This is a genomic window from Acinetobacter minutum, assembly GCF_035916735.1.
Classification (GTDB): Bacteria; Pseudomonadota; Gammaproteobacteria; order Pseudomonadales; family Moraxellaceae; genus Acinetobacter.
Genome location: NZ_JAQIHG010000008.1, coordinates 25,016 through 45,792 on the forward strand (window position 1 = coordinate 25,016; position 20,777 = coordinate 45,792).

Annotated in this window: 19 protein-coding genes and 2 tRNA genes; 12 read left to right on the forward strand and 9 right to left on the reverse strand. The window is 47.1% G+C overall.

The window, feature by feature from the left end; all coding sequences use genetic code 11:
• Positions 1-8 precede the first annotated feature (8 nt).
• A complete protein-coding gene (gene fadB, locus PAE54_RS05100) occupies positions 9-2,162 on the reverse strand; it encodes a fatty acid oxidation complex subunit alpha FadB (protein ID WP_326518671.1) in 2,154 nt (717 codons plus the stop codon).
• Positions 2,163-2,660: 498 nt separating this feature from the next.
• On the opposite strand from fadB, the gene lpxO reads away from it, so the two are divergent.
• Both lpxO and PAE54_RS12445 read left to right on the forward strand, forming a co-directional pair.
• Positions 2,661-3,575 (forward strand): lipid A hydroxylase LpxO, encoded by a 915-nt coding sequence (gene lpxO / locus PAE54_RS05105; protein WP_326518672.1) that lies wholly within the window; start codon positions 2,661-2,663, stop codon positions 3,573-3,575.
• Positions 3,576-3,711: 136 nt separating this feature from the next.
• Positions 3,712-4,296, forward strand: a complete 585-nt coding sequence (locus tag PAE54_RS12445; protein ID WP_273778266.1) for a DUF8200 family protein — start codon at positions 3,712-3,714, stop codon at positions 4,294-4,296.
• Between the two features lie 33 nt (positions 4,297-4,329).
• Here the strand turns inward: PAE54_RS12445 and PAE54_RS05115 are convergent, their stop codons facing one another.
• Positions 4,330-5,352 (reverse strand): AAA family ATPase, encoded by a 1,023-nt coding sequence (locus tag PAE54_RS05115; protein ID WP_326518708.1) that lies wholly within the window; start codon positions 5,350-5,352, stop codon positions 4,330-4,332.
• Positions 5,353-5,657: 305 nt separating this feature from the next.
• Between PAE54_RS05115 and uvrC the strand changes: the two genes are divergently transcribed.
• The 3 genes from uvrC to PAE54_RS05130 all read left to right on the forward strand — a co-directional run bounded on the left by uvrC (position 5,658) and on the right by PAE54_RS05130 (position 9,069).
• Positions 5,658-7,457, forward strand: coding sequence for an excinuclease ABC subunit UvrC (gene uvrC / locus PAE54_RS05120; protein ID WP_326518673.1), 1,800 nt, complete (start codon positions 5,658-5,660; stop codon positions 7,455-7,457).
• Between the two features lie 336 nt (positions 7,458-7,793).
• Positions 7,794-8,381 carry a CDP-diacylglycerol--glycerol-3-phosphate 3-phosphatidyltransferase gene (gene pgsA, locus PAE54_RS05125; RefSeq protein WP_273778268.1) on the forward strand — a complete coding sequence of 196 codons (588 nt, stop codon included), beginning with the start codon at positions 7,794-7,796 and terminating at the stop codon, positions 8,379-8,381.
• A 79-nt stretch (positions 8,382-8,460) separates the two neighbouring features.
• On the forward strand, positions 8,461-9,069 hold the full coding sequence (locus PAE54_RS05130) for an alpha-ketoglutarate-dependent dioxygenase AlkB family protein (RefSeq protein ID WP_326518674.1): 609 nt from the start codon (positions 8,461-8,463) through the stop codon (positions 9,067-9,069).
• A 63-nt stretch (positions 9,070-9,132) separates the two neighbouring features.
• Here PAE54_RS05130 and ruvX read toward each other — a convergent pair whose 3' ends face one another.
• From ruvX to recN, 3 genes are all read right to left on the reverse strand, one after another.
• Complete coding sequence (gene ruvX / locus PAE54_RS05135; RefSeq protein WP_326518675.1) at positions 9,133-9,576, reverse strand: Holliday junction resolvase RuvX; 444 nt, start codon at positions 9,574-9,576, stop codon at positions 9,133-9,135.
• Complete coding sequence (locus PAE54_RS05140; protein WP_273778271.1) at positions 9,569-10,123, reverse strand: YqgE/AlgH family protein; 555 nt, start codon at positions 10,121-10,123, stop codon at positions 9,569-9,571. Before PAE54_RS05140 ends, ruvX begins: the two co-directional genes overlap by 8 nt.
• A 325-nt stretch (positions 10,124-10,448) precedes the next feature.
• Complete coding sequence (gene recN, locus PAE54_RS05145; protein ID WP_326518676.1) at positions 10,449-12,110, reverse strand: DNA repair protein RecN; 1,662 nt, start codon at positions 12,108-12,110, stop codon at positions 10,449-10,451.
• Positions 12,111-12,541: 431 nt separating this feature from the next.
• On the opposite strand from recN, the gene ppnP reads away from it, so the two are divergent.
• From ppnP to PAE54_RS05160, 3 genes are all read left to right on the forward strand, one after another.
• Positions 12,542-12,868, forward strand: a complete 327-nt coding sequence (gene ppnP / locus PAE54_RS05150; RefSeq protein WP_273778274.1) for a pyrimidine/purine nucleoside phosphorylase — start codon at positions 12,542-12,544, stop codon at positions 12,866-12,868.
• A 105-nt stretch (positions 12,869-12,973) separates the two neighbouring features.
• Positions 12,974-13,720: a 23S rRNA (guanosine(2251)-2'-O)-methyltransferase RlmB gene (rlmB, locus tag PAE54_RS05155; RefSeq protein ID WP_273778275.1), complete on the forward strand. Its 747-nt coding sequence runs from the start codon at positions 12,974-12,976 to the stop codon at positions 13,718-13,720.
• 35 nt (positions 13,721-13,755) lie between these two features.
• Positions 13,756-14,667 carry a DMT family transporter gene (locus PAE54_RS05160; RefSeq protein ID WP_326518677.1) on the forward strand — a complete coding sequence of 304 codons (912 nt, stop codon included), beginning with the start codon at positions 13,756-13,758 and terminating at the stop codon, positions 14,665-14,667.
• Here PAE54_RS05160 and coaE read toward each other — a convergent pair.
• From coaE to pilB, 4 genes are read right to left on the reverse strand one after another with little or no spacing between them, the layout of a single operon-like run.
• A complete protein-coding gene (gene coaE / locus PAE54_RS05165; RefSeq protein ID WP_326518678.1) occupies positions 14,661-15,266 on the reverse strand; it encodes a dephospho-CoA kinase in 606 nt (201 codons plus the stop codon). The genes PAE54_RS05160 and coaE overlap by 7 nt on opposite strands.
• 1 nt (position 15,267) lies before the next feature.
• Positions 15,268-16,128: a prepilin peptidase gene (locus PAE54_RS05170; protein ID WP_326518679.1), complete on the reverse strand. Its 861-nt coding sequence runs from the start codon at positions 16,126-16,128 to the stop codon at positions 15,268-15,270.
• Positions 16,128-17,354: a type II secretion system F family protein gene (locus PAE54_RS05175; protein ID WP_326518680.1), complete on the reverse strand. Its 1,227-nt coding sequence runs from the start codon at positions 17,352-17,354 to the stop codon at positions 16,128-16,130. The genes PAE54_RS05170 and PAE54_RS05175 overlap by 1 nt, the downstream gene beginning before the upstream one ends.
• Positions 17,355-17,385: 31 nt before the next feature.
• Positions 17,386-19,095 carry a type IV-A pilus assembly ATPase PilB gene (pilB, locus tag PAE54_RS05180; RefSeq protein WP_326518681.1) on the reverse strand — a complete coding sequence of 570 codons (1,710 nt, stop codon included), beginning with the start codon at positions 19,093-19,095 and terminating at the stop codon, positions 17,386-17,388.
• Positions 19,096-19,383: 288 nt separating this feature from the next.
• Between pilB and tpiA the strand changes: the two genes are divergently transcribed.
• The 4 genes from tpiA to PAE54_RS05200 all read left to right on the forward strand — a co-directional run bounded on the left by tpiA (position 19,384) and on the right by PAE54_RS05200 (position 20,776).
• The gene (gene tpiA, locus PAE54_RS05185; protein ID WP_326518682.1) at positions 19,384-20,178 is read left to right on the forward strand and encodes a triose-phosphate isomerase; all 795 of its coding nucleotides are present in this window, start codon (positions 19,384-19,386) and stop codon (positions 20,176-20,178) included.
• A 12-nt stretch (positions 20,179-20,190) separates the two neighbouring features.
• Positions 20,191-20,520 carry a preprotein translocase subunit SecG gene (gene secG / locus PAE54_RS05190; RefSeq protein WP_273778283.1) on the forward strand — a complete coding sequence of 110 codons (330 nt, stop codon included), beginning with the start codon at positions 20,191-20,193 and terminating at the stop codon, positions 20,518-20,520.
• Positions 20,521-20,572: 52 nt separating this feature from the next.
• Positions 20,573-20,657: transfer RNA gene (locus PAE54_RS05195), tRNA-Leu, on the forward strand.
• Between the two features lie 42 nt (positions 20,658-20,699).
• A tRNA-Met gene (locus PAE54_RS05200) sits at positions 20,700-20,776 on the forward strand.
• Position 20,777 lies beyond the last annotated feature (1 nt).

Sequence of the window (20,777 nt, forward strand, 5' to 3'; positions counted from 1 at the left end):
GTTGCTCCTTAACCGTAGAATTTCTGATTATTTTCAGCCATGTCACGCAGCATTTGCGGTGCTTCATAGGCTTTGCCCAGATAGGCGTACTTGTTGCACAGCGCGACATATTCAGCCAAACCGGTCTGGTCGATATAACGGCATGGACCACCACGGAAGGCTGGGAAGCCAATCCCCATGATCATGGCCATATCGGCTTCGGCCGCAGTCGCGACAATCTTGTCTTCCAGACAGCGTACGGTTTCGTTACATAACGCCAGCATCATGCGATCAATAATGTCCTGCGGATCGAACTCACGTTTTTCACCGGTCACGACGGGTGCAATAATGTCGTAGGTGCTTGGGTCAACTTTTTTGGCTTTTTTACCTTTTTTGTCCAGTTCATAGTGATAGAAACCGACATCATTTTTCTGGCCCAAACGTTGTGCTTCGTAGAGGGTTTCAATGGAGCCTTTGAAATTCGGTTTCATGCGATCCGGGAAACCTTCGGCCATGACTTCGGCACCATGTACGCCAGTATCGATCCCGACCACATCCATCAGATAGGCAGGACCCATCGGCCAGCCAAATTTCTCCATGACCTTGTCGATTTGCTGGAAATCTGCGCCGTCTTTCAGGAGTAAGTCGAAAGCACCAAAATACGGGAACAGTACGCGGTTGACCAGGAAGCCCGGACAGTCATTGACTACGATTGGGGTTTTCCCCATTTTTTGTGCCAAGACCACTGTAGTCGCGATTGCTTCATCCGAGGTTTTTTCACCGCGGATCACTTCCACTAAGGGCATCATATGCACAGGGTTAAAGAAGTGCATGCCGACAAAGTTTTCCGGACGCTGCAGCGCTTTAGCCAAGCGAGTAATAGAGATGGTCGAGGTATTGGATGCAATAATGGTATTGTCACGAACCTTGCTTTCAGTATCACGAAGCACGGCTTCCTTGATTTTTGGATTTTCCGTGACTGCTTCGATTACGATATCGACTTCTTTAAACTCGTCATAGCTCAAGCTTGGACGGATGCGTGCCAGAGTTTCGCCCATTTTGGCTGGTGTGAGTTTCTGACGTTCCACCTGTTTGGTCAGTAACTTGTTGGCTTCTGACATGCCCAGTGCAAGCTGTGGGTTGCCAATGTCTTTCATGATGATTGGCGTGCCTTTCACTGCGGATTGATAGGCAATCCCACCACCCATAATGCCGGCACCCAGTACAGCCGCCTGATTGACCGGATGTGCGCCTTTTTCATATTTTTTCGCGGTCTTTTTCACGATCTGGTCGTTCAGGAACAGACCAATCAGAGCCTCAGCCTGTGGTGTGACTGCGACTTTGGCAAAGTTTTGTGCCTCGATTTTAACGGCTTCATCACGCGGCAGGCTGGCAGAAGCTTCGAGTGAATCCAGCAAAATTTTCGGTGCTGGATACTGTGCCGGATTGGCTTTGGCAAATACCACACCGCGTGCACTGTTAAATGCCATCATTTGTTCCAGTGCGCTGAGTTTGACCGGGTCAATTTTTTCCTGACGTTTGGTACGCCAGTCCAGACGCCCCGCAATTGCCTGTTTGACCAAATCTAATGCCGCAGCCTGGAGCTGGTCGGCTGCTACGACCGCATCTACGGCACCATCTTTCAGGGCGGCTTGTGCTTTTTTCGGTGCGGCCAGTGTCATCCATTCAATGGCATTATCAATCCCGATGACACGGCTCAAACGGATGGTTCCACCAAAGCCTGGAATCAGGCCCAGTTTGATTTCAGGCAGACCGACTTGTGCCTGCTCCGCCATCACACGGTAGTCACACACCAGACACATCTCAAAACCACCGCCGAAGGCAATGCCATTGATTGCGGCAACTTTCGGAACATCGAGATCTTCAAATCCGCTAAACACATCATGACTTGGCAATAACCAGTCGACGATGCCCTGTTCACCACGAGCGAAGTTTTCATCAAATTCGGTAATGTCCGCACCGACAATAAATGTGGATTTGGCCGAAGTCACGATCAGACCCTGAATTTCTGGATGTGCTTTCACGGCATCAATTGCGGCCTGAAAATCTTCAATCGTTGCACGGTTGAACTTGTTAACCGACTCACCTTGTAAGTCAAAGCGGAATTCTGCAATTCCGTCCGCAAGCATCTGGACGGTAATGGCATTGCCAGCGTGGATCATGCCCTGATCTCCTTTATTTTGGAGGACTATTTTGTTGATGTCATAAAGCGGGTGTACCTGTCCTGCACACCTCGAGGTTCGCTCAATCTTACGATAACTGTCCGAAAAATAAATATCACAAGTTGTATCAAGCCGTGACGCTAGGGTCACTAATTTTTTGTGGCTATGCTTGCGTAGTTGATCAGATTTTTTAGGCAAGTCTGATGACGCTGAGAAATCGTTCTGTTTTTATGGGATTTTTTAACCCGGGAGGAATGGTTCAGGGATGAAATGTTTACGGATTTCTGGCATTAGCTTTACAAATTTTCGGTCAAAATAGTCAATCCAAGTGATTAAACCACCATTGGATTGTGCCAAAAAGGACACGGCAGCGTTGCAGGATTGTGGATGGCGTGTTGCTGTTTTTTTGCTAGAATCCGTACAATTTTCAATGTTTTCTTGCTTTAAGACCGGCTTTTTTAAGTCGCTTAACGCTGTGTCCTGTTAGTGAGTGGTCATATGATTAAATGGATCATCCTCGCGATTTTCGTGATTTCCGCCCTGTATATTCAGCATCGCGGTAAAGTGCGTCACTCGTTTTATCGTCAGTTTTTTGACCATTCAACGCTGCTCGCCCCGATTAATTTCCTGATGTACCTGTTTTCCAAGGTGCCGAACCAGCCTTATATCGACACCCAGTATTTTAAAGATCTGAAGGTGCTGGATGAGAACTGGGAAATGATCCGTGATGAAGCCAAGGCGCTGTATGCTCAAGGCGGCATCAAGGCATCCAGCACTTATGATGATTTAGGGTTTAACTCGTTCTTTAAAACTGGCTGGAAACGTTTTTATCTGAAATGGTATGACTCGGCACATCCTTCTGCCGCAGAGTTGTGTCCGAAAACCACGGCCTTGCTGAAAACCTTGCCTTCGATTAAGGCGGCGATGTTTACCGAACTTGCACCTGATAGCCGTCTGGTGCGTCACCGTGATCCGTATGCAGGTTCTTTACGCTATCACTTGGGCTTGATGACGCCAAATGATGACCGTTGTTTTATTGATGTGGATGGTCAGCGTTATTCCTGGCGTGATGGCGAAAGCGTGGTGTTTGATGAAACTTATATCCACTATGCCGAAAACAAAACTGACCAGAACCGGATTATCTTTTTCGCTGATGTGGAACGTCCGCTTAAATCCAAACTGATGGAAGGTTTTAATCACTGGTTTGGACGTAAGGTGATGACGGCAGCCAGTTCACCGAATGAAGCAGGGGATCAGACGGGTGGCCTCAACAAACTGTTTGGTTATGTTTACCAAATCCGTATTAAAGCCAAGGCGCTGAAAAAGTCCAACCGGACTTTGTATTACATTCTGAAATGGGTGCTGATGCTGGGAATTTTCTTCCTGATCTTTATTCGGCCTTATGTGTTTTAGATCTTCGATCAAAACGCTCCGCATGGAGCGTTTTTTTATGGCCAAGCATGTGACTGATTTTACAAAAATCTAGCCAAAACCTGATGAACTCCAATATGATGCAAAAATCATCTATACAATAGAAAGCGGGTTTAACATGCGCATCAAACAAGGATTATTTGGGGTTGGACTTCTGGCGTTCGTGGGCTTGACCCATGCGACAACGTGGACTGCTGAAAGTCCTTATGTGGGACGGGTGAATGCTGGTATTTCTGGTGGTGCAGTTGTGCAATGGCAGTGTGACGGGCAACGTTGTGAAATGTCCGGCCCTTGGGGGGCTGGGCTATCCATGGAATCTTGCCAACAGCTGGTGGCAAAAGTCGGGCCGATTCAGAGTTACCGTAATTCAGCAGGTCAGGCCTGGGCAGCGGGTTCGGCGGAATTGGCGCAATGTAATCAGCTATCTCGTGCCGCCCCTGCAATCGGAATGAATACCTGGTATGCACAAAGCAAACATCAGGGGCAGGTTATTACGCAAATCCCGGGTGGCGTGCAGGTGGTCTGGAATTGTAATGGCCGTGAATGTGCGATGACTGGTCCTTGGGGAGCGGGGTTGTCACTAGAAGCCTGTCAGGATCTCACTCGCAAAATTGGCAAGATTCAGAGTTACCGTAATTCAACCGGACAGCAATGGAAACAGGGTTCAAAAGCATTGGCTGCCTGTAACGCTGTGGCACCTTAACGCTTCATCCATGCAGTTCCCCAACCGATGCTGTTATGTGGTGAGGGGAGCTGTCGCGATCACGTGTAATTGTCCTTGCTGGCAATCGATCTGCACCTCAAGTTGTTCAGGATATTGCAGAAAATACGCCGCAAGTACCGGTTCTAGTTCGGTACGCATTTTACGCGCCAGATGTCGGGCACCAAAACGGATGTCATGGCCTTGGTAAAAATGGGCTTGGGCCGCTGTGCTGAGCTGAACCCGGCGTTTCTGGTGTTGCAGGCGCTGATTGAGTTTTTCCATTTCGATCTCAACCAGACGCGGCAGGGCATTTTCCTGAACCGGAAGATAATGCAAGGTGCGGTCAATGCGGTTTAAAAATTCTGGATCAAACTGGCGGTGTAACACTTTTTCAATCAAACGCTGTGCGGGCAGGCGTTTTAATAACAGACTTTGTGCCTTTTCTGGGAGATAACTGAGTTTGTTCAGATATTCCTGTGCCGCACGTGCACCAACATTACTGGTCATGAAAATCATGCAGTTGCGGAAATCGATGGTTTTGGTACCCGCGGACAAGGTCAGTTTTCCGGTATCAAGCACATTCAGTAAACTGCGAATGACTTCGGTACTGGCTTTTTCCAGTTCATCAAATAACACGATACCTGGGCGGGTATGCGAGCCTTGAATGGCCACTTCATCAAACAGCGTGTTGCCTTCTTTGGAGCCCACGTAGCCGGGAGGGGCACCGGTCAGTGCCGCCGCATAATGTTCCTGTGCTAGCGTGTTCATGTCGATCCGGCAAAATGCATCACTACGGCCATAAATGGCTTCACTGATTAGACGCACAGTTTCGGTTTTGCCTACGCCGGTGGGGCCAAGCATCAGGGTCACAGACAAAGGACGTTCCGGATTGGAGAAATCCGCTTTCACTACCTGCAGCATTTTTTCGATTTCACCCAGTGCCGTATCTTGTCCGATAATCCGTGCCCGTAAGCGCTGCATCACCTGCTGTGGCTCAAAATGAAAACGCGGTTTACCGATCATTTTATCCTTGGCGGATGCTGTGGTATTTGGCATGAAAGGCTGAGCAAAAGACGGGTTTGGGGATTGGGTCGACATGCGGTTACTTCTTCATCCGGCTGTTGCGCAGAGCATAACAAAATTGACCGAAACAACTTATAGACTTTAGCAATCAGATGATTGTTCCGGGCTATAGCATTGTTGTGCGCGAGGAGCGTTAAAAAGTCCGGTTTGCATTCCATTACTGGTTAACTAATCTGATCTAATGTGGGGTGAGTTTTATAGAGAACCAACTTGAAAAATAGAAGTGAAGCAGCACATCATGTTACAGAGCAAAATGTGATGATAGAAATAGGCTGGATGTGAACGAAAACGCACGTGAACATATTGAAAAGATTTTGGCGCATATGACCCAATTGCCTGGCGTATATAAAATGCTGGGCAAGGATGGAGAGCTGCTGTATGTGGGCAAGGCCAAAAATCTGAAAAACCGTGTCTCCAGTTACTTCGTCAAAACCATTGAACATCCGAAAACCCAAGCCTTGGTGGCACGGATTTATGATATTGAAACACTGGTGGTCCGTAGTGAGACCGAAGCGTTGCTGCTTGAGCAGAACCTGATCAAACTGCACCGTCCACCGTATAATATCCTGCTACGGGATGACAAATCCTACGTCTATATTTTTGTGTCCAGCGACCAGCCTTATCCGCGGATTGCCAGTGGTCGTGGCAAGGGCAAACATGCGGTGGGCAAGTTTTTTGGTCCTTACCCAAGTGCCTATAGTGCACGGGATACCCTGTTGGTCCTGCAAAAACTGTTCAATGTGCGCCAGTGTGAAAACAGCTATTTTGCTCAACGTAAACGTCCCTGCTTGCAGTATCAGATCAAACGTTGCTCCGCGCCCTGTGTGGGGTTGATCAGCCCTGAGGCTTATCAGGAAGATGTGAAAAACTCGATCCGCTTTTTGCAGGGGGATACCCGCGAGTTGAATCAGGAACTGATCAGCAAAATGGAGGCTGCCGCGGAACAGCTGGAATTTGAAAAAGCCGTTTTTTATCGCGACCGTTTAGGACTGTTACGTGAAGTACAGGCCCAACAGGCCGTATACAAAATCAAAGGCGAAGCGGATATTCTGGCCATTGCCCATGCGGCGGGGGTGACCTGTGTGCAGATCATGTATGTGCGTAATGGCCGGATGCTGGGAGGCAAGAGCTATTTTCCGGATATGCTGAGCGATGATCTGGGGCAAATGTTGAGTGATTTTATTGCCAACTTCTATTTTCAGGTGGCGGATGAAATCCCGGTGGAACTGATCGTGAATGTTGAACTGCCGGATCGACAGGAGCTGGAAGCCGCTTTTCAACAACAGTTTGACAAGAAAGTTCAGATCAAGCACAAAGTGCGTGAAACCCGTGCTGAATGGCAAGAGCTGGCCGTGATGAACGTGCAGCATGCCATCAAAGGACAGTTATCAAATCACTTTGAGCTGAATGAACGTTTCCATCAGCTGGAACAAGCGCTTGGTCGTCCAGTGGATCGCATCGAATGTTTTGATATTTCCCACACCATGGGTGAAGCCCCGATTGCCTCCTGTGTGGTCTTTGACCAAGGTGGGGCACGTAAGCGGGATTACCGCCAGTTTGCTATTGAAGACATTACTGGTGGTGATGACTACGCCGCGATGCGTCAAGCTTTAACCCGGCGCTACAAAAAGCATATGCTGCCAGATTTACTCCTTATTGATGGCGGTAAAGGCCAGTTGCATATGGCGATGGACGTCATGCAAGAACTTGGCCTTGAGGCCTTTATGGTTGGCGTGTCTAAGGGGGAAGGGCGTAAACCTGGACTGGAAACTTTACATTTTACCGATGGCACAAAAATCCAGTTACCAGAAGACAGCAAGGCACTCCACCTGATTCAGCAGGTGCGCGATGAAGCCCATCGTTTTGCGATTACTAAACATCGTGCCAAGCGGGATAAGCGCCGTGCAGGCTCCGTGCTGGAAGCTATTCCGGGATTGGGACCGAAACGCCGTCGTGATTTGCTGACCCATTTTGGCGGGATTCAAGGTGTACTCAAAGCGTCAGAAAAAGAACTGACCGTGGTGCCGGGGCTCGGTCCAATGATGGCACGCACCATTTATAAAATTCTGCATGAGTAACCTGGCGATCCTGTATCAGAGCAACCCGTTGAAACTTTCCAGATGTTTTTAGTATCACATTCTTCGCAGGCCATTTTTTGTGAACAGATTGGTTGCCCTTGTTTCGGAGAAACTCTGACTTATTTCGGGCTTTTGACCTTTATCTTGCATTCGTTCGCATAAAATTGGCATTCACCTCCACCCGTGAACAAGACAGTCTCTGGATCAGATCGGGTTGCCTAGTCGACACTTTCTGGCATTTCGTATAAAGTGACGCCTATTCAAGAGGGATAAATCCTCTATTTTTGCAGGTTGCATGTCGCGAGATGCAACACGGGGACAACACTGGCGGTGTCTATGACAACAGGTCGCATCCTGAATATTCCAAACATTTTAACGCTGGCACGTATTGCACTGATTCCAGTGTTTTTACTGATTGCCTACTGGCCTCCTGCCATTGGGATTGGTGGAAGTACGGGTGGCATGACTCGACATATTTTGCTGACCGCAATCTTTGTGCTGGCAGCGGTCACGGACTGGTTTGATGGTTATCTGGCACGGACCTTAAATCAGACGTCTGCCTTTGGCCGTTTTCTGGATCCAGTGGCAGATAAACTGATGGTGGCGGCTGCACTGATTGTCTTGGTGCAATGGCAGCCGACCATTTCCATGGCCTTTGCTGCGATTGTGATTATCTCGCGCGAGATTACTGTTTCTGCGTTGCGCGAATGGATGGCAGAGTTGGGGGCACGTACCAGTGTCGCTGTGTCAACTGTTGGCAAATATAAAACCGCCTTTCAGATGATTGCGATTAGTGTATTCCTGCTGAACTGGCCACCGCTAGAGATGTTGGCCTATGGATTGCTTTATACCGCTGTCGTCTTAACCCTGTGGTCGATGTTTATTTATATGAAAGCCGCCTGGCCTTATTTAAAACAACCGTAAGATGAGCGAAATGGCCTTTCTGTTGAAAGGCTTTTTTATGCCTTGTAGATTGTTCTCATTGATATGTGGAGAAGACCCCATGCATCTGGATCTGTTTGCACCCCAGCCACAGCAAAATCTTCTGCCTTATGACGGGGACGTGCAGGATTACGGTCTCGTGCTGAACTGTACCGATGCGAGTGCCTATCTTGATTATTTTTTACAGCATCTGCCATGGCGTCCTGATCAAGTCAAACTCTATGGTTGCCAAATTCAGACGGCACGGCAAATGGTCTGGTACGCGGATCAGGCCTGCAATTATGCCTATTCCGGTGTGACACGACAGGCTTTGCCCTGGGATTCGCGTTTATTGCAGCTTAAAGAGCAGATTGAACGAGAAACCGCTGAGCAGTTTAATTCCTGTCTGGCCAATTTATATCAGGATGGTACACAAGGGATGGGTTGGCATCGCGATGATGATATGGGGCTGGCTCCGACTACCAGCATTGCTTCGCTCAGTCTCGGGGCGACACGTAAATTTGTTTTTCGTCATCTGCATACTCATGAAAAGGTGGAAATCCAGTTACAGCATGGCCAATTGATTTTGATGAAAGGGGTCACCCAAAAATATTGGCAACATGCCTTGATGAAGTCGACTCGGGTCATGCAACCTCGTATCAACCTCACGTTTCGCCAGTTTCAGTTTTAAACTTTGTCGGCACTACAGGCATAAAAAAGCCCATGCTGAGCACGGGCGGATGAGCACTTCACGTTAGGGCTGCAAGCCTTGCGGGTCACGATACCAGCTCTCGATCAACAGAGCAGCGGCCAGACTGTCAGCCGCCAGACGTTTTCCACGACCTTGAGCCTGATAGTGTTCCAGTTCATCCCGCGCCTCACGGGTAGTTAACCGTTCATCCACCATCAGGGTTTCAATATGGGTCTGGTGATGCAGTCGGCGAGCGAACTTGCGTGCACGGGTAGACAGCTCGGATTCAGTGTCATCCATATTTAACGGTAAACCGACCAGAAATAGATTGGGCTGCCATTCCTTGACCAGTTTTAAGAGATGGTCCCAGTTCGGAATGCCATCTTTCATCGCAAACAGAGGTAGGGGATTACTACTGTGGATCGTGGACTGACCCACAGCCATCCCCATTTTTTGTGTGCCGAAGTCAAAGGCCATGATCAGTTGTGGTGCAGTTAAATCAGGCATGACCGATCTCTGAAGCCAGCCAGGTACGGTCAACGCCCATTTTTTTATAGGCGGCGTCCCAACGGTCGCTGTACGGTAAATTAAAAATCAGATCCATATCGGCATCACAGATCAGCCAGTCACCGCGTGCGATTTCTTCTTCCAGTTGGTGTTTGCCCCAGCTGGCATAGCCTAAAGCGATCTGATAGCGTCCAACCCCTTCATTATGCGCAATCGCATCCAGAATATCTTTACTGGTGGTGATACAGACATTCTCACCTACGGCAATGGAAGAATGCCAGGTTGGTTGACCAGTATGCAGGACAAAGCCCGCTTCTGGACGTAAAGGCCCACCTTGCAACACTTCATGCGGTTGCACATTGTCGGCATCAATATCCAGATCATTCAACAGTTCTTTAATCTGGATGCCCGATGGCCGGTTAATAATAATGCCTTGCGCACCATCTGCATCATGTCGGGCCACATAAATCACGGTGTTGGCAAAGTTTTCATCGGCCAAGTCGGGTGGGGCAATCAGACAACGATGCATCAGATATTGTTTTGTCACCTAAGCTGTTCTCCTAAAATCAGCGTGTATTCTTTGCAGTCTTAACCGTCATCAATGGCGGTAAAATGCCTGATTTCAATCGTTGAACTGCAGATTCCCTATTTCTACTTATCCCATAAAAAGCAAAGGCTGACAACTTGAGTTCACGCAACAACAGCCAGGATAGAACGTAATTTTTCAGCAAAATTCTGAGATTGGCGGCGGACTGTATAAAAAATGTGAGATTTCTAAGGGGGCTTTACCAGAACGTCATGCAGATCAGTTGAAGTTTGATATGGATAAAAAAATCCCTCAGCTTGAGGGATTTCTAACGTGGCTTTGGCATTTAAGCATGCTGGAATTTGAGCTGACGCAGCTGTTTGGCATGTTGTAAGGTCGTCTCATTGATTTCAATACCACCAGTCATGCGGGCCAGTTCCAGAATTTTTTGCGTTTCATCCAGTTCAACAATCGTGCTGCTCGCTGGATCGGTCTGCAGTTTTTTCACCAGCAAATGCTGGTCTGATTGTGCCGCCACCTGAGCCTGATGGGTGATACAAAGAATTTGTACATGCTGTCCCAGGCCGGCCAACAGACGTCCGACAATTTCAGCCGTGCCACCACTGATCCCGACATCAATTTCATCAAAGACCAAAACCTCAGCTTCGGTTTTTTCTGCATTCATCACCTGCATCACCAAGGCAATACGGGAAAGTTCCCCACCAGAAGCGACGCGTGCCAGCGGTTGTGGAGGAATACCCTTATTGGCGGTAAACAAAAGCTGGATAAAGCTGAGACCTTCAGCAGAAGGTTGTTCAAGAGGTTCAAACTTAAATTCAAAATAAGCTTCAGGTAAGGCGAGCTGTTTGACCTGTTCAGTCAATTGCTTGGCCAGAGGCACTGCGGCAGCACGACGAATCTCATCCAGATGCTGTGCCTTGGTCATGAAGTCCTGATAAGCGACTGCAACCTGCTCTGCCAAGGTTTCGGGATCTTCGAGCTGATGCAGCTGTTCCAGTTCGGTTTGCCACTCGCCATAGTGTTGTTTTAACAATTCAGGCTGTGTGCGGTATTTACGCGCCAGACGATGAAACATTTCTAGCTGTGCGTTCAGCTGTTCCATGCGTTCCGGATCAAAACTTTGCCGGTCAATAAACTGGCGTAAGTTTGCCGTTGCATCCTCAATCTCACTTTGTGCATTCAGCAAGGAGGTGTAGATTTCCGCCAGTTGTTCACTGCGTCCGCTATGCTGTTCGAGGCGTCGCAGAATCGAGGCGATTTCTTGGGTAATATTCGGTTCCGCTTCATCCAGAATATTCAAGCTGTAGGCACAATCCTGCATGATGCTTTCATGATGGCTGAGCCGGTCAAACTCTTGTTCGATCTCCGGATAATCGATCTGGATCAGTTCTTCAAGTTCTTCGAGCTGGACTTCCAGGGTTTCAATCCGCTGTTTACGGGTGGCTTGTGCATCTAGGGCTGCCTGATGCTGGCGAATCTGTTTTTGCCAACCGCTGTAAGCCTCGCGTACGTCTTGTGCAGGTTGATAAAAGTTGCTGTAACGGTCTAGCCAATGTTTAGGATAAGGGGGTTCAAGCAGCTGTTGTTGGCTATGCTGGCTATACAGTTGTACCAACAGACGGCCGATTTCCTTGAGTTCGGCCAGACTGCTGGGGCGACCATTGATCCAGGCTTTGCTACGTCCTGTGGCAAAAATGACCCGACGTAAATGAATTTCTCCCGATTCATCAGCCAGTTCATGTGTGGCCAACCACTGGGCTTCAGGACTGTCCGTTTCATAGCTGAAAATTGCCGTGACATCAGCCTTATCCGACCCATAGCGCACGTAGTTGGTATCAGTGCGTTCGCCTAAACAGGCCGAAAGTGCATCCAGTAGTAAGGATTTACCGGCCCCTGTCTCACCGGTGAGCACGTTAAAACCTGGTTCAATATCAACAGCTAGATGTTCAGCAAGGGCAAAATTGATCAGAGTTAAATGGGTCAGCATAAACGCGTCCGGACTGCGGAAAGTTTTGTTCTAAGATAGAGAAGTTTGCTGATGAGCTCAAGCGATCAACAGGCTGAAGTGAGAGGAAAAATCTGATTTCAGTGCTTTTTTTGCAAAAGAATAATATTTTGTGCTTCCACTATTTTTACGTTCATGATTTTTCTATATTTATTTGAAAAATCGAAAATTCATGTTGCACCTACGATGCCTCTATTAGGCTGAATTTGTTCCTCATGGAGAAAGAATGGTCTCATTGATTGACTTTAAATTGTGAGCAATGTCATGTAATCAATCTAAGAATTAAACATGCCTACGTGGAAAGAGAAGTTAAGCTGATGAGGTTCTTGATAAAAACATAGATTGATTAGTTGTAGCGGCACAATTAAACTAGCTCGCAGAATGTAGGATAGAGCGTTATCTGGAGAATACGCATGAGTTCAGCTCAGTTTGATCACGTATCTGTGGTAAAAAAATCAAATGTCTACTTTGGTGGCATGTGTATTAGCCACACAGTACAGTTTGAAGATGGAACGAAGAAAACTTTAGGGGTTATTTTACCGACCGAGCAGCCTTTAACGTTTGAAACCCACGTCCCTGAACGTATGGAAATCATTTCGGGTGAATGCCGTGTCAAAATCGCGGACAGCGAAACCAGCGAATTGTTCCGTGCAGGCCAGTCTTTTTATGTGCCGGGCAACAGCAAGTTTAAAATTGAAACGGATGAAGTATTAGATTACGTCTGCCATTTAGAAGGCTAAGAAATCTACTGCTAAATCGGTTACACTAGTCCTTATAAGAGAAATCCTGTGAAGTTGGCTTTGCAGGATTTTTATTTTGTATTGTAGTCACGATAGAGGTCGTTCATGGCAAAACCAGAATATTATTATGGCGTTCACTCAGTGGAGTCATTATTAGAGCTTGAGCCGGAACGGGTATTAACTCTCTTTACGTTGAAAGGACGTGATGACCAGCGTTTGCAACGTATTCTGCAACTGGCTGAACCTTTTGGAATCAGCGTACAGAAAGCCAGTCGTGACAGTCTGGAAAAACTGGCTGGTTTACCTTTTCACCAGGGTGTTGTGGCTGCCGTGCGACCACATCCAACTTTAAATGAAAAAGATCTGGATCAGTTACTGGAGCAGACCAGCAATCCATTGTTGTTGGCACTAGATCAGGTGACCGATCCGCACAATCTCGGTGCCTGTATCCGTACGGCGGCTGCCATGGGGGTGCAGGCGGTTATTGTACCGCGTGACCGTTCTGCCAGTCTGACGCCGACTGCACGTAAAGTGGCCGCCGGTGGAGCGGAAAAAGTACAGTTTATTCAGGTGACCAATCTGGCACGTACTTTGGCGCATCTTAAAGAAACCACGCATATTCGCGTAATTGGCACCATGCTGGATGAAAAGGCATTACCCTTGCAACAGTGTGATTTGACCGGGCCTGTGGTGATTGTGATGGGTGCTGAAGATACCGGGTTACGTCCGATTACCCAGTCACAGTGTGATCAGACGGTATTTATCCCGATGTCAGGCAATCTGCAAAGTTTGAATGTTAGCGTAGCGACGGGTATGGCGTTATATGAAGCTTGCCGTCAGCGCCAAGCCTGATTCATTTTACCGACGATTACACAGCCAGTTTATTTATGTCACCCCGTACTCAAGGTTATTTCTTTATTGCCATTACCATGTGTATCTGGGGGGGATTTACCATTTTTTCCCGCCTCAATACACAGTGGCAAATTAGTGCCTGGGATATTACTGCACTGCGTTTTGGTCTGGCTTTCCTGATTCTGATGCCGGTTTTGCTGTACAAGAAAGACACCGCATTTTTGTGGCAAAAACGCTCTGTCATTTTGGCACTGATTGGTGGTGTGGGATATTGCTTGACCGCCTATACGGCATTTTTATACGCGCCAGCCGCGCATGCTGCTATTTTCCTGAATGGCTGTATTCCTTTGACGACCGCCGTTGCTGCGTGGATTCTGTTTAAACAACCTTTTGATAAGCATACCTGGATTAGCCTGTCGATTATGCTGACCGCCCTAGGGCTGATGAGTTTTCTGATCTCCCAGAGTAGCAGCCATGCCTTTGGTAAAGGGGATGTATTGCTATTTATCAGTGCGATCTGGTGGGGACTCTTTACTGTTTTACTCAAACAGTGGAGATTATCGGCTTGGCATTCAATGGCCAGTGTTGCCATTTGGTCAGCGATCATCTATTTGCCGATTTATCTGTTATTTATTCCTAAACATCTGACGGAACCTGAGCCGATTCATTTGCTGATTCAGACTGTGTTCCATGGCATTTTTGTGGTGATTATTGCAACCCTGACCTACGTCGCCGCGATTGAACGCTTAGGCGCTTTTAAAACTGGAAGCATTGTGACCTTGGCACCATTTATTGCTGCGCTGCTTGCTGTTCCATTACTAGGCGAACCCTTAAGTCCAGCCATTGTCTGTGGTCTGGTTGGGATGGGAATAGGCGCGTTGCAACCTTGGCGTTGGCTACGTCAAGATAGCTTGACCCAGCAATTGCAACAGCAAAAAGATCAGTGATGTTTCTCTGCTCGGAGCAGATACAGCTCATGTAATGGCATTAATTGTGAATAAAGATGTTCAATATGGCCATCATTGGTCACAATATCATCTGCCATGGCAATTTTTTGCTGACGTGACATTTGTGCCGCAATAATCTGGCGGATCTGTTCAGGTGTCTGACCATCACGGCTACTGGCACGTAGGATCTGGATTTCTTCACTGGTATCGATCAGCAGGTTATGATCCGTCATTTCATGCTGATTGGTTTCAAATAACAGCGGAGAAACCAGAATCACATAAGGGCTGCTTGCCTGTTGTAATTGCTGAATGATGGAGGCACGAATAGCCGGATGCGTAATCTGGTTCAGAACTTGACGGGCTTCCGGAAATTGGAAAATATGATTGCGTAAGGCCGTTCGGTCGAGCTCACCATTATTGAGTAACACCCAGTCGCCAAACGCCAGACGGATATTGTCGAGCGTGACCTGACCGACCTGGACGACTTCACGTGCGACCACGTCTGCATCCACCACATGAATTCCTTGGGTTTCAAACCATGCACTGGCGGCTGATTTGCCGCTGCCGATTCCGCCGGTCAGTCCCAAAATAAAACCCATGTTATCCTCCTAAATACACCTTCATGATCTGCTCACCCCATAAAAAGGCAATCCAGCCTGCAATCGCAATATAAGGACCAAAGGCAAAAGGCTGATTTTCTTGACGCACTTTTAATAAAATAATTCCGATGATCGCACCGACCAATGAGGAGAGCAGTACAATCAGCGGTAGCATGAATGGCCCCATCCAGGCACCGAGTGCAGCCAGCAGTTTGAAATCACCGTAGCCCATGCCTTCCTTACCCGTCAAGAGTTTAAATAGGTAATACACAATCCACAGACATAAAAAGCCGATGACATAGCCCCAAATGGCAGAAGTGGGTGAGGTGTAAATAGAACCACTATTGATGGCTAGACCGAGCGCAGCTAGAGGTAAGGTAAAGCGATCTGGTAAAAGTTGTGTATCAAAATCAATAAAGGTGAGCGCTATAAGCGTCCAAGTCAGTAGTAGGCCAAAGAGCATCTGTAGGCTGGGACCAAACACTGCGACCACTAGTAGGGAGCACGCGGCGGTCAGGACTTCAATAAAAGGATAACGTGCACTAATCGGATTCTGACAGTTAGAGCACTTTCCGCGCAACAATAACCAGCTCAATACCGGTACATTCTGGTACCAGCGAATTGGACTGGCACATTTCGGACAGCTTGAAGCTGGATGGCTTAGGGTAAATTTACTTTGCTCAATGATTGGCTGTTCAGGATGCAGTAGCAACTGGCATTCCTGTTGCCATTGTTGCTCCATTATTTTCGGTGTACGTAAAATCACCACATTTAAAAAGCTGCCAATACACAGGCTAAATAATCCGACGATCAGATAAAGTGCTATAGGGTTGTTGATTAGCGTTTGGATAAAATCTTGCATTACACCACAGAACCCATCTGGAAAATCGGAAGGTACATGGCAACCACTAGACCACCAACGAGTACACCCAAGATGGCCATAATTAACGGTTCCATCATGGAAGTTAAGCCATCAACAGCGTTATCCACTTCATTTTCAAAGTGTGTGGCAACTTTATCTAACATGGCATCTAGTGCACCAGATTCTTCACCAATCGCGACCATTTGTACGGCCATCGGTGGGAACAGGTTGCTGGCACGCATCGCGAACTGTAATTGTTGCCCAGTAGAAACATCCTCACGGATTTTCATTACTGCACGCTCATAAATCACGTTGTTGGTGGCACCAGCAGTTGATTCCAAAGCATCAATCAGTGGTACACCTGCAGCGAACGTGGTAGCAAGTGTGCGGCTATAGCGTGCAATAATCGCTTTGTACACCAAATCCCCAAAAATTGGCAGCTTCAGGGCCAGTTTATCAAGAGTATCGCGGAATTTCTGGCTACGTTTTTTCGCTTCAATGAATGCCGCCACTGCACCACCAATTCCGATAATGAGTAGGAACCAGTATTTCTGCATCCATTGCGACATATTCACGACCATCTTGGTAAAAGCCGGGAGATCGGCACCAAAAGAGGTGAATAGGTCTTCAAATACCGGTACCACTTTCACCATCAAAATAATTGTGACAATAATCGCCACGACGATAACGGTCGCGGGATATTTCATAGCTTTTTTGATTTTTTGTTTAAGTAGTTCACTTTTTTCTTTATAGATCGCGACCCGATCTAGCATGGTCTCTAGGGCACCCGATTGTTCACCTGATTCAACAAGAGAACAAAACAGTTTGTCAAAATATTGCGGATATTTGCGTAAAGCACCGGCAAAGGTGTTGCCGCCTTCTACTTCGCCTTTAATCCCCAAAACCACTTCACGCATGGCTGGATTTTCTAGACCTTCCGCAACGATTTCAAAGCCTTGTACTAGTGGAACACCTGCTTTCATCATGGTGGCTAACTGGCGAGTAAATACGGTGATATCCAGCGTAGACACTTTTTTCTTCATCAATCCTTCGAGAATATTTTTGCGTTTTTCTCGAATATTGTTGATGGTGATGCCTTGTTTGCGCAGGGTGACTTTGGCAAGAGCCATGTTGCGTGCAGGCAACTCTCCCTTGATTTTCAACCCCTTGCGATCGACCCCGTCATAGGTAAAAGTCGGCATCATTTGTGCTTTTTTCGCTGCCATCACATTATCCTTATTTTAAATACTGACTAAATTATTCACTGGTCACACGGTTCACTTCTTGTAATGAAGTGACCCCTTGCATGACTTTTTTTAAGCCTGAACGTCGCAGATTATCAAACCCCAATTTTGTCGATGCCGCTGCAATTTCCAACGCATTGCCATCTTCCATGATAATCTTCGAAATCTCAGGGGTCACTTTCATGACCTCATAAATCCCGACCCGGCCTTTATAGCCTTCACGACATTCTGAACAGCCCACCGGTTGGTAGAGTTTAAATTCAGGATTCGCCAGATCTTCTTCAGTGAAGCCCATTTCGAGCAAGCTATTTTGAGGAACCTCGACCGGAGCCTTGCATTGACTGCATAAACGACGTGCCAAACGTTGCGCAATCACCAGATTGACCGAAGTGGCGATATTGAAAGAAGGGACACCCATGTTACGTAAACGGGTCAGTGTTTCGGGTGCACTATTGGTATGCAGTGTCGACATCACCATGTGACCGGTCTGTGCAGCCTTAATCGCGATTTCTGCGGTTTCCAGATCACGAATCTCACCGACCATGATAATGTCTGGATCCTGACGTAAGAAAGATTTCAATGCTGCAGAGAAGGTCAGCCCTACTTTATTGTTTACGTTGACCTGGTTAATGCCTTCCAGGTTAATTTCGACGGGATCTTCCGCCGTGGAAATGTTGGTGTCCTCACGATTGAGGATATTCAAGCCGGTATATAAAGAAACGGTTTTACCTGAACCCGTCGGACCGGTAATCAATAACATGCCTTGCGGTTTTTCCAGCGCTTCCATAAACAGGGCTTTCTGATCGGGTTCATAACCTAGCGCATCAATGCCTAGCATGGCACTCGATGGATCGAGAATACGTAGAACCAGTTTCTCCCCAAATAGGGTTGGTAGGGAGTTGACACGGAAATCAATCGCTTTGGTTTTGGATAATTTTAGTTTGATACGGCCATCTTGAGGAATCCGTTTCTCCGAAATGTCCATTTGTGACATGACTTTTAAACGTGAAGCCAGGCGGTTCGCCAATTGTAATGGAGGCGTTGCGATCTGACGCAAGACCCCATCGACTCGGTAACGCACCCGATAGATTTTTTCATACGGTTCAAAATGCAGATCCGATGCACCCATACGGATGGCATCAACCAATAGTTTGTTGATGTATTTGACAATCGGAGCTTCATCACCTTGTGGACCATCATCATCGTCATCATCAGATTGTGATGAATCATCAATATCAATATCGAGCTCTTCACCATCAAAATTAAAGGTATCTTCTTCGGTGAACTGTTTGCTGAGCAGTTGACTCAGTTTGTCATATTCAACAATGACTGATTCAATGTTCAGTTTGCTATTGAAGCGGATGGCATCGAGTGCTTCGATATTGGTTGGGTTGCTGGTTGCAACATATAAGGTATTGCCACGTTTAAACAGCGGTGCAATATGATGTTTGGTCAGCAGTTTGTCTTCAACCAGATCGCGTGGTAGTAATGCTGCATCATAAACTGCAAGGTCGAACAGCGGCTCGCCAAATTCGCGTGAAATGGTATCGGCAAGAATGAGAGGTGAAATACCATGATGCTCAATGAGGTAGGCGACAATATCTCGTTTGGCCTTTTTTGCATTTTCGACAGCAGTTTGCATATCTTCAGCTGAGATATGATGTTCCTCGACTAATCGACGAATAAATCCTGTAAATTTAGGAAATCCTTGCAATACTGACATCCGCTACCACGCCTTGAGTCTGAACTGGTTTGTTTATAATTCGTATCGTAAAATTATACTTTTGTTGCGCAAAAATACCATATCAGAAAATGCTGTTATCTGCGTACTATCTTATAAAAACCTGAACCAGTCGAATTTTCATGAAATTAATTTTCTCAAGGGATTGGAATCTTGTGAATTTTATAGATTTGTAATTAACAAAATTGATCGGTGCTATCTGAAAATTTATCAGCAAGGGATAGAATTCCGTGTAGAATATCTGCATTTTTCATCACAGGTCAGAGCAGTATGTCGGGTTCGACTATTATTCCTTGGGTTGTCGGCAATTGGAAAATGAACCCAATGCAAGCGAATGCCAAACAACTTGTTCAAGAATTCAAACAATTACTCGCCCAGCATGATATTCCAGCTGCACAATGTCATCTTGCTGTGGCACCCGTCACGATTGCTTTAACCACTGTTCAGACGGCATTGGCTGATGCAGCACGTCCCGTACATGTGGTTGCACAAGATGTATCGCGTATTGCAGGTACAGGAGCATATACCGGTGAGGTGAGTGCAGAACTGCTGAAAGACAGCGCGATTGACTATGTGTTGATTGGCCACTCTGAGCGTCGTGAAATTTTTGCGGATGATGTCGCTGCTGTGCAGGCCAAAATTAAAAATGCTTTAACGGCTGGCTTGACCGTGATTTATTGTGTGGGTGAGAGTCTGGAGCAGCGTGAGCAGGGCATTGCTGATCAGGTGGTATTGCAGCAGATTTGTGACGTGGCTACTGTGATCAATGCTGAGCAATGGCAGCAACAGATGATCATTGCTTATGAACCGATCTGGGCGATTGGTACGGGTAAAACCGCTTCTCCGCAGGATGCCCAGGCGATGCATGCCAAAATCCGTGAAGGACTGACGCAGATTACACCAGCAGGACAACAGATTGCGATTCTCTATGGTGGTAGTGTTAAACCAGAAAATGCAGCAGAATTGGCAGCGTGTCCAGATATTAATGGTGCATTGGTCGGTGGTGCATCATTAAATGCTGAATCATTTTACCAAATTGCCCGTGCATTTGCAGATAACAAATAATTAGGAGTTCACATGCATACTTTTGTGCTGGTGGTACATATTATCTTGGCCATTTTGATTATTGCGCTGGTTTTAGTGCAACATGGTAAAGGTGCCGATGCGGGTGCTTCTTTTGGTGGTGGAGGTGCAGCAACTGTGTTTGGTGCGTCAGGTTCAGGTAATTTTTTGACTCGCCTCACCGCTATTTTGACCGCATTGTTTTTTATGACCAGTTTGACTTTGGCGGTCTTTGCCAAGCAGCAAACTTCAGATGCTTATAGTTTGAAAACGGTTAATACCACGGCACCTGCGCAAACTGCATCGCCTGAAACTTCACCAACTGCACCAAAAACTGGCGAATAATCGTAATTAGGGCTTTCCTTTTGCAACGGATGCGCATAGAATGCGTCCTGCTGCGGTGGTGGTGGAATTGGTAGACACGCTACCTTGAGGTGGTAGTGCTTTCGGGCGTGGGGGTTCAAGTCCCCCCTTCCGCACCAACAATGAACCAGATTGTTGAGTGTGAGCAGCAAAAACATTGATGCGGGATGGAGCAGTCTGGTAGCTCGTCGGGCTCATAACCCGAAGGTCGTTGGTTCAAATCCAGCTCCCGCTACCAA

Bases quoted from the DNA above. Each gene is read 5' to 3' on its own strand.
- fadB (WP_326518671.1), bottom strand. From the start codon at position 2,162: ATGATCCACGCTGGCAATGCCATTACCGTCCAGATGCTTGCGGACGGA.
- lpxO (WP_326518672.1), top strand. From the start codon at position 2,661: ATGATTAAATGGATCATCCTCGCGATTTTCGTGATTTCCGCCCTGTAT.
- PAE54_RS12445 (WP_273778266.1), top strand. From the start codon at position 3,712: ATGCGCATCAAACAAGGATTATTTGGGGTTGGACTTCTGGCGTTCGTG.
- PAE54_RS05115 (WP_326518708.1), bottom strand. From the start codon at position 5,352: ATGCCAAATACCACAGCATCCGCCAAGGATAAAATGATCGGTAAACCG.
- pgsA (WP_273778268.1), top strand. From the start codon at position 7,794: ATGACAACAGGTCGCATCCTGAATATTCCAAACATTTTAACGCTGGCA.
- PAE54_RS05130 (WP_326518674.1), top strand. From the start codon at position 8,461: ATGCATCTGGATCTGTTTGCACCCCAGCCACAGCAAAATCTTCTGCCT.
- ruvX (WP_326518675.1), bottom strand. From the start codon at position 9,576: ATGCCTGATTTAACTGCACCACAACTGATCATGGCCTTTGACTTCGGC.
- recN (WP_326518676.1), bottom strand. From the start codon at position 12,110: ATGCTGACCCATTTAACTCTGATCAATTTTGCCCTTGCTGAACATCTA.
- ppnP (WP_273778274.1), top strand. From the start codon at position 12,542: ATGAGTTCAGCTCAGTTTGATCACGTATCTGTGGTAAAAAAATCAAAT.
- rlmB (WP_273778275.1), top strand. From the start codon at position 12,974: ATGGCAAAACCAGAATATTATTATGGCGTTCACTCAGTGGAGTCATTA.
- PAE54_RS05160 (WP_326518677.1), top strand. From the start codon at position 13,756: ATGTCACCCCGTACTCAAGGTTATTTCTTTATTGCCATTACCATGTGT.
- coaE (WP_326518678.1), bottom strand. From the start codon at position 15,266: ATGGGTTTTATTTTGGGACTGACCGGCGGAATCGGCAGCGGCAAATCA.
- PAE54_RS05170 (WP_326518679.1), bottom strand. From the start codon at position 16,128: ATGCAAGATTTTATCCAAACGCTAATCAACAACCCTATAGCACTTTAT.
- PAE54_RS05175 (WP_326518680.1), bottom strand. From the start codon at position 17,354: ATGGCAGCGAAAAAAGCACAAATGATGCCGACTTTTACCTATGACGGG.
- pilB (WP_326518681.1), bottom strand. From the start codon at position 19,095: ATGTCAGTATTGCAAGGATTTCCTAAATTTACAGGATTTATTCGTCGA.
- tpiA (WP_326518682.1), top strand. From the start codon at position 19,384: ATGTCGGGTTCGACTATTATTCCTTGGGTTGTCGGCAATTGGAAAATG.
- secG (WP_273778283.1), top strand. From the start codon at position 20,191: ATGCATACTTTTGTGCTGGTGGTACATATTATCTTGGCCATTTTGATT.